The sequence below is a fragment of the Porifericola rhodea genome (genome assembly GCF_030506305.1).
Classification (GTDB): Bacteria; Bacteroidota; Bacteroidia; order Cytophagales; family Cyclobacteriaceae; genus Catalinimonas; species Catalinimonas rhodea.
Genome location: NZ_CP119421.1, coordinates 5,436,793 through 5,451,504 on the forward strand (window position 1 = coordinate 5,436,793; position 14,712 = coordinate 5,451,504).

Here is a 14,712-nt window from a genome sequence, read left to right on the forward strand (position 1 = left end):
CCTGCAAAGCTAAAAAAATAATATGGCCTCTATTTTAACTTTTCAGGAATCTTTTCGTCAGGAAATTCTTCGTGGAAGCCCTGCCAGTATTCTTTGACCGTATTTTTCATGTCTTTACTCAACATCAGAATACCAAACAGGTTAGGCAATGTCATTAAAGCAATGGTAATACCGGATAGTGTCCAGATGATTGTAGTATCCGCGAATGAAGCCAGGAAGAAACCAACTACATACAGAATTCGGAAAATATTAACGTATTTAATACCAAAGAGGTAAGTAGTAGCTCTATCTCCGTAGTAAGACCAGGAAATAGCCGTTGAAAAAGCAAATAGCAGCAAGCCTATAGAAATAATGTATTGCCCATATTTACCTAAATACGAACGGGTAAAAGCTTCTGCAGTAAGTGGAGCACTATGTACCAGCGACTCACCCGTAAGCACTATTCCCAGGTTTTCATCTTTTTTGAGATCCAGCTTACCGCCACTGATGTTAATCTCTCCGCTAAAAGGTTTACCATTCTGCGTAACTTTAACATTTTCTGCTACGGAACGGGCGTGTATCAGCGTAACGTCACTTTGTATATTACCTCCTTCAACCAGTAACTGGCCATCAAAGGTATCTACCTCTTCTCCATTTACCAATAAGCCGTAGAGCTTTTCACGGTCGGCATCAATTTTTTCATCCATCGCACCATTCAATATCATCAGGTCTGCGCTTTCAAAACGGTTAGTCATTTTTTCGTTCCATACCCCGGAAGAAAGAATTACCAGACCAGTAATAGTACATATGATAATGGTATCAATAAAAGGTTCCAGTATAGCTACTAAACCTTCGGACACAGGCTCATGAGCACGAGCGGCAGCATGCGCAATTGGCGCGGAGCCCTGACCTGCTTCATTGGAGAAGAGTCCACGGTTAACACCACGGTTAAACGCATAGGCGATACTTGCCCCTAAAAAACCTCCGGTTGCAGCAGTACCAGAAAACATATCGGTAAAAATGGCGGCCATAGCAGAAGGAATAGCTTCTATGTTGTAAAAAATAACGGCCAGTGCTCCAATAATATAGACTGCGGCCATAAGAGGAACCAATCGTTCCGTTACTTTAGCAATTCGGGTGATCCCTCCGATAATGACAAAACCAAGGATTAGCGCCAATACCCCTCCGGTAAGCATCTGGTTGATACCAAAAGTCGCATACATAGAGGTAGAGATGCTGTTGATCTGTGGCATATTGCCAGTACCAAATGAGGAAAGAATGGTAGCTAATGCAAATATGGCAGCCAGCCAGCGGTAGTTCAGCTTGTTTTTCATGTAATACATGGGTCCACCAGCTATTTTACCTTCATCGTCTTTCTCACGATACTTATGCGAGAGGGTAACTTCTACGAACTTGGTTGTCATACCTAGAAATGCTGTAACGATCATCCAGAAGATAGCAGGAGGACCTCCTAAATGGACAGCGTAGGCCACTCCGGCAATATTACCAGTACCCACCGTACCCGAGAGTGCAGTAGTTAGTGCCTGAAAATGTGAAGTATCGCCTTCGTCTCCCTCACGATCGTACTTACCTCTAACCGAACGAAAAGCATGGCGAAAGTAGCGGATTTGAGGAAATTTAAGGTAAAGTGTAAAGAAAAGACCTGTTCCTAATAGTACAAATACGAACCACTGGCTACCGCCAATTAGTCCATCAATAACGCTTAAGAAATCGTTTAATTCCTGCATATACGGGTAGTTGTTTTACAAATTATATGAATTAATCATGATGCTCAATAACTAAGACGAATACCGACTTTCTTAAAAAAGGTCAGAACAACGGAAAAAGGAGCTTTATGACTTCCAGCTACAGCTGATCAGGCTACCACGCTCTTTATCATTCTGTACTTTAAGATAGACGTCTATTTCCTGCTGCAGCTCTTCCACGTGAGATATAATACCTACAATTCTCTGCTCCTTACGCAGCGACTTCAGGGTGTCAAATACCAGGCGAAGAGACTCTTTATCCAGAGAACCAAAGCCTTCGTCCAGAAAGAAGAAGCTCTGTTCGGCCTGGTTGAGCGTTTTTACATTTTCTGCCAGTGCCAAAGCCAGACATAATGCTGCCTGAAAAGTTTGTCCTCCAGAGAGAGTCTTAAGCAGGCGAGTTTTTCCGTTATTCAGAAAATCTCTGACTATAAACTCACCCTCTGCATTTAGCTCCAGGCTCAGGCTGTTTCGGGTCAGTTTCATAAAACGCTCATTGGCCGTACGACAAAGATTGTCCAGATAAACAGAAGAAACGTACCTGACAAAGCCACTACCTTTAAATAGACTGGCCAGTTCTTTAAGATTATCTTCTCTTACCCTCAGTTTTTCCAGCTTTTCCTGTAGTTGCCTGCTATTTTGCAGGCGCTCCTCCATTTGCTTAAGCTGCTCACGAGCTACTGCAATCCTCTCCTGACATTTCTGCAGTTCAGCCTTCTGCTGCTGCCATTCCCGCAAGATAGCTTCATGCTTTTGTTTATCATAGTGTTTTCCTTCTGCTTCTCGTTTAAGTTTGCTAAGTTGGTCTTTAATGCTGTTTATTTGAGTGTGATATTGCTGTATTGCCTTCTGTTCTTCTTCTACATTCAGCTTTAGCGAAAGTAAATTCCGCACCTCTTCCAGACTTTCAAAGTTTTTTTGATGGCATAGAGCTTCCAGTTCTTCTTCTACTTTTGCCAACTTTTGCTTTTCCTGTTCTAAACGTTCTTTCTCAGTTTCTTCTCTGCTTTGGCTGCCATGCAGATTTTTCTCACACTCATTATAATGCTTCGTGGCTTTTTTATACTGCTCGTCCGCTTCTTCTACCTTGCGTTTCCCCCGGTGAAGACTCTCTTTCAACTCAGAAAGCGCATGATTTTTCCAACCTTCATATTCATAGACTTTGAGTAGACCAAGCAAATTGTTAATACTGGTTTGCAGAGCATGCTCGTTTTGCTGCTGTTGTTGTAATACTTCCTGCGCAACTTTAAGACTTTGCTCCTGTAGAGGTATATTTTTCTTTTTGTCCTGGACAACTTTTCTAAGGACTTCGGCCTTTTTTCCTAATTTATCCAGCTTAGAGATAAAGCCGCGGATCTGCGCGTCATTGTAGGAGGCAAAATCTTCCCACGCAAATTGCTGGTGATGCGCTTTTATATTTTGCTTAACTTTTTCCAGTTCAGATTTAGTTTTTTCTAACAGCGCCTGAGTCGTACGCATATCGCTATCCATTGTTGCTACTTCATCTGCCAACTGTCGTATTTGGTTTTCTTCTTCCTGAAGCTTTTGCATGAGTGATTGCTGCTGCTCCAGTTCCTGATGCACCGAAGTAGTGTGTACAATCTGTGGGTGATGCTCAGAGCCGCAAAGCGGACAGGCTTTGCCTTCCTCTAGATTATTCGCGTAGGCAGATAACTTTTCTTTTACCTGCAAATTTTGCAATATGGTTTGTTCCTGCTGTTGCCTGCTTCGTATTTCCTGAATGCGACTACGTATTTTTGTTTTAACCACTTCCAGATCTGTAGTCTCTTTTAGCCATTCAAAATCAGAAAGGCGTTGCTTCTGCTGAGTGCTCAGCTTTTCTATATGTGAGAGGTACTGCTTCTGCTGATCTTCGCAGGATGTGTGTTCCTGCTGCCATCTTTTATGCTGTACATGCCAGTGATGAATATCGTTGAGGGTAGCGCGGAAGCGTAGCTTTTTGTCGAACTCAGCCAAGCTCTCTTCCTCTTCACTGAGCAGCTTTTTGCTTTCTTCCAGCGTTCGTGTTAACTGCTCTACTTTTTGTTGGCTCGCCTTTAGGGTATGCTGGTTCTTCTCCTGCTCAAGCTGGTACTCTCTGATCTTAATTACATACTCCAGATCCTGACATTTGAGGATATCTGTTTCTCTTTGCTCGTAATCCTGCTGTCTTTTTTGTAATTCTTCTTTGGCAGACAGGAGTTGCTGCTTCTGTTGCTCAATCTCTTCAAGTAATACTTTACGTTTTTGAGTTAAACTACTGATTTCATGACCTATATCTACCTTTCGTTGAAGTCTTTCTTTAAAGTAAGTATAAGCCCGATTATAATCATTCAGCTGTTTCTCTCTTTGTTCTATCTGCTTCTGCTGTGCTTCAAGGGTCTGTTGCTCTTTTTCAGTAGCAACTATACTTTCAAACAGCTTGCACAGAGCTTCCTGCGCCTGACAATCTTTTTCCAGGGCATCTGCCTTGCTCTGTTTTTCTCCCCTACCCTTCTCTAGCTGTGCTACCTTTTCTTTCTCATTTTCTATCTCTTCCTGGCTTATACCACCAATTTCAGAAAGGCGCGCCTGTACTTCGGTAAGGTCAGTTTTATTTTTCTGGGACAGTACCTTTACCTTTCCGCCCAACTCATACTGATTGAGATTGAACAACTCTTTAAGCATCTGCGTCCGTTGGGTAGCTCCCTGGTCCACAAACTCTCTGAATTTGCCCTGAGGAATAATAACCGTCTGCATGAAGTTGTCGTAATTCATGCCTAATAATTCAGAGGCATCTTTAACAGCTATAGGCTGCCACTCTCCACTATTACCTTTGTAGTAATTACGGTCTCGTAATACTACCTGTTCATAGTTGTTACGGTTTCGTCCCGCTCTAAAATAAAATCTATAGGTAGATTCGCTATTGGTTTCTGCCCGAAAGATGAAGTCAATTTCCATCTCATTACTTTGTAAGTTGAGCATATTATAATAGCGATTGTCTTTTTGATTGAGGCGATCACTACGATCAAAAAGCACAAACATAATGGCTTCCAGTATGGAAGATTTTCCTCCTCCCACAGCCCCAAAAATACCAAATAGCTGAGAGGCCGTTAATGTTTCAAAATCTATAGTTTGAGACTCGCGGTAGGAGTATAAGCCTCTGAGGGTAAGTTTTACAGGAATCATAATTTAGTCATCGTCTTCGTCCACATCCAGAATTTCGTTTAGCAAGTCCATTAACTCATCAGAGGGAGCCTGGCCTTTGCGGTGCTCAAAATAATCTTTAAAGAGCAGTCGGATGTCCTGTTGTAAATTAACTTTGGTGGATTTGGTCTCTTCCAGTTGTGCCAGTTTAAGTTCAGGAATGATACTTACTATACCATCATGAGCATCATACAATGCCCGCTTGATATCACTTTCTATATAGGTATCACTTTTATAGGTAAGCTCCACATATGTATTGGGGTTCTCCAGTAGCCAGCTTACTGCCTCATCTTTAGCATTAAAAGTTTTGCGCAATAATTTTCGCCCAGACTGTAGCGGAAGTTTCTGCATATCTACCGGTTGGCCAGCTTCTGCCTCAACAATTACAACATATTTTTGCTGATGAGCTTCGCTAAAGCTATACCCCAGGGGACTACTGCTATAAACTACAGGGCAGTCGGCTCCCTCCAGATTTTGATAGCGATGTAAATGACCCAGCGCTACATATTGTATTTGTTTGGGTATATCTTCGGTAAATATGGCCTGAGCCCCACCCATATGAAGGATAGGCTTTTCATCATCTGGCTCTTCGGGTGGAGTACCTTCTCTTTGCCTGAAGTAGAGGTGAGCCATGAGAAGATTTACCCCCTGACTGTCGCAATACTGATCTGCCAGCATCTGCCACCTTTCCTGTAAGAGCTTGCGCAAGGCTTCCTCCTTGTCTTCTGTTCCTAAAAAGTGACGGAGAATGACTTCATTGGCATATGGCGTAAGCAGCAGCCGCAATGGCGCCTGGCAATTTGGGAGTTGCAACTCTACAAAACCCTTATCGGCACGGAGCAGCTTCAGTCCCTTGCGGGTTTCAAATGGACGAACGATGGTATCTGGCTTACCATGAAAGATGATACCAAGCTCTCTTGCCAGAGGATCCGGTGCCTCTACCCTATCCGGTGAGTCATGATTGCCAGCTATAGCCACTACTGCTCTTTTGCCATCTGCCGCAAGGCGATGGACAGTATGGTAAAAAAGTTCTACCGCCTCAGTACCGGGATTAAACGTATCAAATAAATCTCCGGCGATGAGTACGGCATCCACATCTTCCTGCTCTGCAATTTCACAAATTTCTTCTAAAACGGCTTTCTGCTCTTCCAGACGTTGATAGTCGCCCAGCCTTTTTCCCAGGTGCCAGTCGGCGGTGTGTAGCAATTTCATCGCCTAAAAATAGGAAAGCTCTGATAGGCAATCAAGAGTACAATTACCTGCACACTTAAGTTTGATGTACAGAAGCTTCTAAAGCTTTATAAACGGCTTAATTAAAAAATTTTGCAGTATCGGCGGTCTAAAGTATTTGTAATGAGATGATAAAGGATGTTGGCTATGGTAGATTTGTATTGCTCATTAATTTTACTTCTTCATTAATCCAGCATCCTATTTTTATCAGTTGCCCCTCCTGATAATTATCCTGAAATAATTGCTCAACTGTAGGAAATTGCTGTTGGGCAACTTCCATTAGGTCTTTTCTTCCTGCTTTGCGATACATATGCCAGGCCGCAACAAATATGGCTCTGTCATTGCTTACCATCTTACCTTTTTTACAGCTTTCAAAGCTAGACAGGTATAAATCTCCAATAAGCTTATAAGCATCTTTCAGCAGAGGATTTAGTTTTGTAGCTTTAAGCGCCTCCTCTCTAGCCTTACTGTATCGCAGCCTTCTCTGAAAATGAATAGCTAATGCCAAATGAGCCTGTGCCTTCGTTAAGGCATCGTCACTTAATTCTATGGCCTGCTGATAATAGCTTTCTGCTTCGTTCTGTTCATCTCGCTGATCTAGCATGGAAGCTATCATTTTAGCCATGGTATAGCCAGGTTTGTGTGCTTGCCATAATTGAGCGGCAGCTAAAAATGCATCAGAATCTTTACAGCTATATGCTAGCCCCAGAGCAATTATCTTCTTAGCTCTATCTAAATCATCTGCGTATTGAGCTAGAAAAGGCTGCCCAAATTTGCTATCAATAATTTCACAACTCAGCTGAACACTGGAAGTTAGCAGCTTGTCTAGTAGGGCTTGTTTTTTAGTTTTCTGATCATCGGATTCTTTTATACGTTGCAATGCAAGACTCAATTGATCGTAGGTTTGAAATACTTCATCATCAGAAATATCAGCGCCAGACTTTTCTGTTAGTCTCAGAATATCCATATATGCTATAATATTAGCACCCAACATTTGTCCGGGGTATTTTTGAAAATAGTCTTTAAACTCCAGATACATATTCGTTAAACTGTCAGCATCGCTTTTGTAAAATTGATAGGATGCTAAAAGCTTACGGTTCAACACATTCGCGCTGTCTTTAAAATAGCTTAGCCGCTTTTCGTAAAGCTTAAGCAATGCTTGCTGATGTTCTTGTGTCTCCTTCTGCTCTTTGATGAGTGTTTTATAAAGCTTCTCTCCATACACATAAAGTGATAGATGTAAGTCAGGTGCTTCTTTAATAAGCCATTCTAATGAAGCTTTAGCATCCAGATACCTGCTTTGCTGCATTGCATCTTTGAGTAATACCCATTCTGTTTTTGCTTTCATCGTATCCTCAGGCCATTGATATGCGGATTGGGCATTGCAAAGAATACTATTAAGAGATATGAGCAGTAGACACGCAAAGTTTTTCATTGTGTTGAGGATTAGTAGATAGCAGAATTAGTTTACCTGAGGGTAAAGAATCAACGAATACAGCTCATCATTAGCAGTAGTAAGAGAATAAAGGTGACGGCACTTCCACACATCCACAGCAAAAATTGCTTGATCACTTTTAGCGATTTTGATTTGATCGTATCCATCGTTTTTAGTTTTAGGTGCAGCATCAACATAAAGTATTGCATTAGTGAGAGAAAAAATATAGCAGGAAAAGCCATTGTAAATTGTTTTACAAAGGATGCAGAGCTTTTACAAAGCCAGTTTGTAGATTTCTGACTATCTTAAGAAGAGCTGATGGCAGAAACAGAAAAGACATATTTCCATTTACTTAAGCAGCAGGTTGTTTGCCAGCTGCGTGAGACCTACCCAGCACTTGCCAATGATGTAAGAGACTGGAAAGGCAAGGAAATACAATATTTTCAGGAAGATCTTATGAGGCGGGCAAATGGAAGAGTAAGTGAAAAATGGTTTTATAACCACTTCAAAACAGAGCAGTTGCGCCTGCCTAGAATTGATATGCTTAACCTGCTTAGCCAATACGTAGGTGCCGAAAACTGGGAAGTTTTTAAGGCTGAGCATAAGATAGAAAGCTCTGAACATAGGAGTCTTCTTTTAAAAAAAGCCTATGTGTTTTGGGTAGGTGTACCTCTTTGCCTGGTACTACTTGCCATGTTTTACTATCAAAACTCTCAGCCCTATTTGTATCAGTTTTGCTTTGTGAATGCCTACAGTCAGCAGCCTATCAATGGTGGACTTAACATTACCGTACTGCAAAACCAACAGTCACCCTACTATTTAGATCCCGATCAGGAAGGCTGTGTACAACTGAGCACTTATGAAGACGAATTACGACTAGTCGTTAAAGGCCCTTATTACCAAACAGACACTATTGTACGCTTAATGGACAGAGGAATGACTACTGAGAAAGTTATTCTTAAAACCAACGATTATGCGTGGATGATACATGTGTTCTCAAAATCTAAAGTAACAGATTGGGAGCAAAGAAGGCTACAATTAGACAGTATGATACTGGATGAAGCACGTATCTACCAAATGTACGAACAGGGGCACATAGGTATGGAGCTTTACAACAAACAGGAATTTATAGACAAATTAACCACACCTATACGTAGCCTGAAGAACATAGAAATTCTGGATATGCTCTATAGCGGTGACAAAATTCGGGAGCTAAGATTTAGACAAAGCAAAGTAAACGAAGATGAATAGCCAGGAGACGATAATCAGACATTTATTATTAATGCTACTGCTTGTACTGGCGAGCTGTGCCACCACACACCGTGAGCAGGTACAGGATGAGCTAGCCAGTGCGGCGGCTGAAGTTCAGATAAGCCAGGAGCTTGCCACCCAGTTTAGTGCATCTCAGTTATCTTCAGAAGAAATTGCTGCCTTTGAAAAGCGAGCTATACAAAAGTTGGAAGATTTTTCTGCCTACCTACAGCTACTGAGTAAACAGGAATTAGATACTGTATTCCGTCAAAAAATTATGCAGCAGGCCCTTGCTTTGTTTGCCCACGATGAGGTGTCTATCTACACCAAAGGTAAACAAATGAACATTAAAACCTTATTGGAAGCCATTGCCTCTGAGGATGGTCATGAATATAATTTTGAAGTCAGAAACATACAGTTTTATCAAAGGCTCTATGCCAGCGAAACGCAAGACTACCAGGGTACGCTTAGCTTTGATCAGGTTTTACCAACTCAAAGTACTCCTGAAAGAAGGAATATTGAGATACTGGTAAAGAAAAAACCCAAACAGTTTGGTAAAGAGAGGGAATGGGTTTGGGAGGTATTATTATCTGATATGGAATAAGAAAAGCCTGCAATTTTACTTAGTAGGCTCTCCTATCATCTATAATTCAGGTTTTACACCAGACTTACATTTACCTCCATATTATCTTTAGTCGCCTTGGTAAGAGGGCAATTTTTGTACGCATTGTCTAGTATGTTCTGCGCTTTATCCTGATCCACATCAGGAATACTAACACTCAGGTCAAGTGCAAAACGTAAGTCACCTTTTTCTACCTGTACAGCCTTAACCTCAGCTGTTACCTGGGTATCTTTCAGTTCCACATTATGTACTTTAGCTATGTGGTATAGCGTACCTTCCAGGCATGCAGCATAGCTAGCCGCAAAAAGTTGCTCAGGGGTAGTACCTTTCTGTTTCTCAGAATTAGTGCCAGTAGGCATATACACATCGGCATCAAGAGCATTATTTTCTGAGCTTACATGTCCGTACAGGCCACCTTTAGAAGTTACTGTGCTAGAATATATAGTTTCCATATTGTTAAAAAATTTCTAATTAAATACTTACTATCACATAAAATGATTTACCCTCTATTTGTTTAGAAATTTCACTATATGCAGTAAGTATTGTAAAAAATTTGTGTGGAGAACTGCGTCTACTCTAAGTAAACTTTCTATAGTAAACCTGAAAAATGCAGCATTTGAGAAGGATATATACTGTAGAGAAAAGAAAAAAGCCTGCAAGTTAAACTTACAGGCTTCTTGTACCTAGGGCCGGAGTCGAACCGGCACGAGTGTTACCTCATTGGTGTTTGAGACCAACGCGTCTACCAATTCCGCCACCTAGGCGTAAGGGTCTGCAAAACTATGGAGCTCTATTTAAATTACAAAGCTTTGGCTGATTTTTTTATCAGTCACGCTTAAAATGAATCTGTACCGGGCTATCGTAGCTCATACCGAGGAGGTCCGATGCACTCCCGTGGTTAATGCTAATTTCCAACAGCCCCAGATGATTAAAGAAAAGTGCACACTCACCGTAGTCTACATCATAATAAGCTTTGTTGACTTTAAAAAAATGCTCCCTGCCAAACACAATTTCATATTCTACATCTTTGCTGAGTACATCAAAGGTATAGCGGTCAATGTTGGTTATCAGGTTTCCGTAGTGATCTACATGAACAACATTTCCTGAAATACCTTTTTTGTTAGCCTTAAGCTGGCGAGGGATTTTTCGGTTCATCTGATGCACTACCTCTCCTATCTCCTCCATATTTTTACCTGATGCCAGGGCTGCCGCTGCCGGAGCCAGGGCATCTTTGGCGGCAAAAGTTGAGGTATGCGCAGAAGGTAAACTTACAATCTGCTGTGGTTCCTGCTCACTTAACAAACTGATAATTCCATTATCTGCACTTACAAAATAGTGGTTATCCATTCGCACAGCAATGTACTCTTCAGCATAAGAGGAGGCTCCTACAGCAATTAAGTGTACAGTATCTTGAGGAAAATCTTTATATACCGAACGTAAAACAAATGAAGCATGTGCAATACTAAAGCTGTCAATCTGATGGCTAATATCAATAATATTTAGAGAAGGATTATCTGCATATAGTTTAGCCTTGACCGCAGCAATGTAATAATCGGTCAGACCAAAATCTGACGTAAATGTGATCAGCGGCATGGAAACGATCTAAAAATTTCTCTAATTTTAAATAGCAAAAGTAAACATTATTCAAGACATTAATCGTTAGTTAGATAAATTATTCAACTAGACTTTAGAGCATTTGGTAGAAAAGATAATTACACTGGAAAACATATCGCTCCTGGACTTTTTAGGAGTAGAAAATAAAAACATCAAACAGGTTTCCAATGCTTTTCCTGAAAGCAAAATTGTTTCGCGGGGGAATGAAATACGCATACAGGGCAGTACGCCCGAAATTATCAAAATTAATGACATACTGAATTCTCTCCTTGCACATTACCATAAATACGGAAAACTGACAGAAGATAATGTACAAACCTTAATCAATAGCGAAAACAAGCCTGACTTTATCGCTGGTGATGATGAGATTTTATTGTACGGTACTCGGGGAGCAGTCATTAAACCTAAAACGACTAACCAGAGATCTTTGGTTGAAGCTGCCGCTCAAAATGACCTGGTATTTGCTATAGGACCCGCTGGTACCGGAAAAACCTATATCTCAGTAGCGCTGGCTGTTAAAGCATTAAAAAATAAGCGTGTCAAGAAAATTATTATCACCAGACCGGCAGTAGAGGCTGGAGAAAATCTTGGTTTTTTGCCTGGTGATTTAAAAGAAAAGATTGACCCTTACCTCCGCCCTATCTACGATGCACTTTTTGACATGGTACCCAGCGAAAAACTAAAATTTTATGAGGAAAACAAGGTTATTGAAATAGCTCCTCTGGCTTATATGAGAGGTCGTACCCTGCAGAATGCTTTTATCTTACTGGATGAGGCGCAGAATACTACCCCTATGCAGATTAAGATGTTTCTTACTCGTATGGGTCCTAATTCTAAAGTAATAGTTACGGGTGACCGTTCACAGATAGATTTACCAAAAAATCATAAATCTGGCTTGATTGAAACCCTAAACGTGCTCAAAGACGTGAAAGGTATAGGCTTTGTAGAGCTTAGTGGCGAAGATGTAGTGAGGCATAAGCTGGTCAAAGATATTATTGAAGCATACGATCGTGCTGAAAATGATATCAGTAAATAGATTTTTACATAAACTACAAGAAACAATTGATAGAAGTCAGAAAAGTAGCAAACCAGACAGAACTGGAACAAATATTTAAAATAAGGGAAGAAGTTTTTGTGAAAGAGCAGGAAGTAGCTCCTGAAGATGAGTATGACGAATTTGAAGAAACCTCCACTCATTTTTTAGCAACTGTAGATGGAGTAGCCTGTGGTACGGCACGCTGGAGGCAAACCGAGAAAGGTATTAAGCTGGAAAGATTTGCTGTACTAAAAAACTATCGTAATTCAGGTGTAGGCCAGGAGATTTTGCGTGTGTTACTGGCTGATATTGAGGAAGATCCTAACGTTAGTGAACAAAAAAAATACATGCACGCGCAAACGATCGCAATTCCGTTTTATAAAAAATTTGGTTTTGAGACCATAGGCGATGAGTTTACCGAATGCGGAATAAAACATTATCTCATGGAAAAATAAAAAGGGCTTATAAAAAGCCCTTTTTTTACGTTACATCAGTTACTTAATGTTACTCCTTCATTGAAATAGTAGGGATACCCTCAACTACTCCCAGTTCTTTAGCTGCCAGAAAGCGTTCAGCATCCAGTGCTGCCATACAGCCGGTACCTGCTGCGGTAATAGCCTGACGGTACACATGGTCCTGGGCATCGCCAGAAGCAAATACACCTTCTACGTTAGTACGAGAGGTACCCGGAATAGTCTTTATATAGCCACTATCTTCCATGTCTATATAGTCTTTAAAAATCGCCGTGTTAGGCTGATGCCCAATGGCTACGAAGAAGCCCTGTATAGCTATGTCTTTCTTCTCACCAGTCTGGTTATTTACCACGCGCATACCTTCTACTTCCTCTTTTCCGAGAATCTCTTCAGTTTCTGTATTCCAAAGAATTTCTATATTGTCAGCACTTTCTACTCTTTTTTGCATAATAGCAGAAGCACGCATTTCGTCTCTACGAACTAATAGGTATACTTTTTTACAAAGTTTAGACAGATAGCTGGCTTCTTCTGCTGCCGTATCTCCTCCTCCAACTACAGCAACCTCCTGGCCACGGAAGAAGAATCCATCACATACCGCACAGGCAGACACTCCCTTACCGTTTAGTTTTTCTTCAGACTCTAAACCTAACCACTTAGCAGAAGCCCCGGTAGCGATAATCACTGCGTTTGCTTCAACTTCGTGTTGTTCGTCAATTATTACTTTATGAGGATATGATGAAAAGTCTACAGAAGTAGCCAATCCATTACGTATGTCAGTACCAAACCTCTTAGCCTGCTGCTCAAAATCCAACATCATCTGGGGGCCCATAATACCTTCAGGGTAGCCAGGATAGTTTTCTACATCGGTGGTAATGGTCAACTGACCTCCAGGCTGATTACCATGATACAACACGGGATTTAGATTAGCTCTTGAAGCGTAAATAGCTGCTGTATATCCGGCAGGGCCTGACCCTAATATTAATACATTGACTTTTTCTTTAGTCATTTGTCGTTAATTTGAATATATGAAAATATTGATATTTGTTTATAAATACGATTGCCTATAAACAAAGTTATCGCTTTCCTTTAAAACAGAAAAGGCCTCTGTGTAGAGACCTTTTTTTATCAATCAAATGATATCTTTTTAGCCAAGATAAGGCTTTAGTGCTTTACTACGGGAAGTATGACGTAAACGACGAATCGCTTTTTCTTTAATTTGTCTCACACGTTCACGAGTTAGGTTAAATCTTTCACCGATTTCTTCCAATGTCATGGCATGCTCACCATTAAGGCCAAAATAAAGTGTAATTACGTCAGCCTCGCGTTGGGTTAGGGTTGATAGTGCTCGCTGAACTTCTCTTCTTAGAGAGTCATTCATCAAAGAAGAGTCAGGCGTATCTTCAGTATCGTTTTCCAGTACATCTAGCAGGCTGTTTTCTTCTCCCTGCACAAAAGGAGCATCCATTGATACGTGACGTCCTGAAATTTTCATGGTATCTACTACCTCATTGGTAGTTACCTCCAGTACGTCGGCCAGTTCATCAGGAGAAGGCTCACGCTCATACTTCTGCTCCAGTTCAGAAAACGTTTTTGATATTTTATTAAGAGAGCCCACTCGGTTTAGTGGTAGTCTCACTATTCTTGACTGCTCTGCCAGTGCCTGTAGGATAGACTGTCGTATCCACCATACCGCATAGGAGATAAATTTAAACCCACGAGTTTCATCAAATCTTTGTGCTGCTTTGATTAGGCCCAGATTACCCTCATTGATAAGGTCGCCTAAGGTCAACCCTTGATTTTGATATTGTTTGGCAACTGACACTACGAATCTAAGGTTTGCCTTAGTCAGCTTCTCCAGCGCCAGCTGATCTCCTGATCTTATTCTTTTAGCCAGATCTACTTCCTCATCGGGAGTCAGCAGATCCACTTTTCCTATCTCCTGCAGGTATTTGTCCAGCGACTGACTTTCCCTATTAGTAATCTGTTTACTAATCTTTAGTTGTCTCATTCACTTAAGATTTGATTGATTTTGTGATGTACATGCATGCAACAAGCATAGATGATTCGTTAGTTCCTTTAAGGACGTAGGATATCAAACTAATATGCTAAATCCCGGAAAC

Annotated in this window: 12 protein-coding genes and 1 tRNA gene; 4 read left to right on the forward strand and 9 right to left on the reverse strand. The window is 41.0% G+C overall.

Translation table 11 applies throughout. The features are described 5' to 3' along the window. Positions 1 to 29 precede the first annotated feature (29 nt). From PZB74_RS22380 to PZB74_RS22395, 4 genes are all read right to left on the reverse strand, one after another. Positions 30 to 1,727: an alanine/glycine:cation symporter family protein gene (locus PZB74_RS22380; protein WP_302239660.1), complete on the reverse strand. Its 1,698-nt coding sequence runs from the start codon at positions 1,725 to 1,727 to the stop codon at positions 30 to 32. Positions 1,728 to 1,832: 105 nt separating this feature from the next. After that, positions 1,833 to 4,913, reverse strand: coding sequence for an SbcC/MukB-like Walker B domain-containing protein (locus tag PZB74_RS22385; RefSeq protein ID WP_302239661.1), 3,081 nt, complete (start codon positions 4,911 to 4,913; stop codon positions 1,833 to 1,835). Positions 4,914 to 4,916: 3 nt separating this feature from the next. Continuing rightward, the gene (locus PZB74_RS22390; protein ID WP_302239662.1) at positions 4,917 to 6,143 is read right to left on the reverse strand and encodes a metallophosphoesterase family protein; all 1,227 of its coding nucleotides are present in this window, start codon (positions 6,141 to 6,143) and stop codon (positions 4,917 to 4,919) included. A gap of 163 nt (positions 6,144 to 6,306) precedes the next feature. After that, positions 6,307 to 7,596: a hypothetical protein gene (locus PZB74_RS22395; protein WP_302239663.1), complete on the reverse strand. Its 1,290-nt coding sequence runs from the start codon at positions 7,594 to 7,596 to the stop codon at positions 6,307 to 6,309. Between the two features lie 318 nt (positions 7,597 to 7,914). Here PZB74_RS22395 and PZB74_RS22400 point away from each other — a divergent pair, with 318 nt between their 5' ends. Both PZB74_RS22400 and PZB74_RS22405 read left to right on the forward strand, forming a co-directional pair. Beyond that, positions 7,915 to 8,847 carry a hypothetical protein gene (locus PZB74_RS22400; RefSeq protein WP_302239664.1) on the forward strand — a complete coding sequence of 311 codons (933 nt, stop codon included), beginning with the start codon at positions 7,915 to 7,917 and terminating at the stop codon, positions 8,845 to 8,847. After that, entirely contained in the window at positions 8,840 to 9,451 is a 612-nt protein-coding gene (locus PZB74_RS22405; protein ID WP_302239665.1) for a hypothetical protein, read from the forward strand. Before PZB74_RS22400 ends, PZB74_RS22405 begins: the two co-directional genes overlap by 8 nt. Positions 9,452 to 9,504: 53 nt before the next feature. On the opposite strand, the gene PZB74_RS22410 is transcribed toward PZB74_RS22405, so the two are convergent. From PZB74_RS22410 to PZB74_RS22420, 3 genes are all read right to left on the reverse strand, one after another. Then, positions 9,505 to 9,921: an Ohr family peroxiredoxin gene (locus PZB74_RS22410; protein ID WP_302239666.1), complete on the reverse strand. Its 417-nt coding sequence runs from the start codon at positions 9,919 to 9,921 to the stop codon at positions 9,505 to 9,507. Between the two features lie 228 nt (positions 9,922 to 10,149). Further along, positions 10,150 to 10,233, reverse strand: a tRNA-Leu gene (locus PZB74_RS22415). A 61-nt stretch (positions 10,234 to 10,294) separates the two neighbouring features. Then, a complete protein-coding gene (locus PZB74_RS22420) occupies positions 10,295 to 11,062 on the reverse strand; it encodes an SAM hydrolase/SAM-dependent halogenase family protein (RefSeq protein WP_302239667.1) in 768 nt (255 codons plus the stop codon). 103 nt (positions 11,063 to 11,165) lie between these two features. Between PZB74_RS22420 and PZB74_RS22425 the strand changes: the two genes are divergently transcribed. Together PZB74_RS22425 and PZB74_RS22430 are read left to right on the forward strand one after the other, a co-directional pair. Further along, on the forward strand, positions 11,166 to 12,119 hold the full coding sequence (locus PZB74_RS22425; protein WP_302239668.1) for a PhoH family protein: 954 nt from the start codon (positions 11,166 to 11,168) through the stop codon (positions 12,117 to 12,119). A gap of 26 nt (positions 12,120 to 12,145) precedes the next feature. Continuing rightward, positions 12,146 to 12,574, forward strand: a complete 429-nt coding sequence (locus PZB74_RS22430; RefSeq protein ID WP_302239670.1) for a GNAT family N-acetyltransferase — start codon at positions 12,146 to 12,148, stop codon at positions 12,572 to 12,574. Positions 12,575 to 12,623: 49 nt separating this feature from the next. Here the strand turns inward: PZB74_RS22430 and trxB are convergent, their stop codons facing one another. Both trxB and PZB74_RS22440 read right to left on the reverse strand, forming a co-directional pair. Next, positions 12,624 to 13,598 (reverse strand): thioredoxin-disulfide reductase, encoded by a 975-nt coding sequence (trxB, locus tag PZB74_RS22435; protein ID WP_302239672.1) that lies wholly within the window; start codon positions 13,596 to 13,598, stop codon positions 12,624 to 12,626. Between the two features lie 138 nt (positions 13,599 to 13,736). After that, complete coding sequence (locus PZB74_RS22440) at positions 13,737 to 14,600, reverse strand: sigma-70 family RNA polymerase sigma factor (protein ID WP_302239673.1); 864 nt, start codon at positions 14,598 to 14,600, stop codon at positions 13,737 to 13,739. Positions 14,601 to 14,712 lie beyond the last annotated feature (112 nt).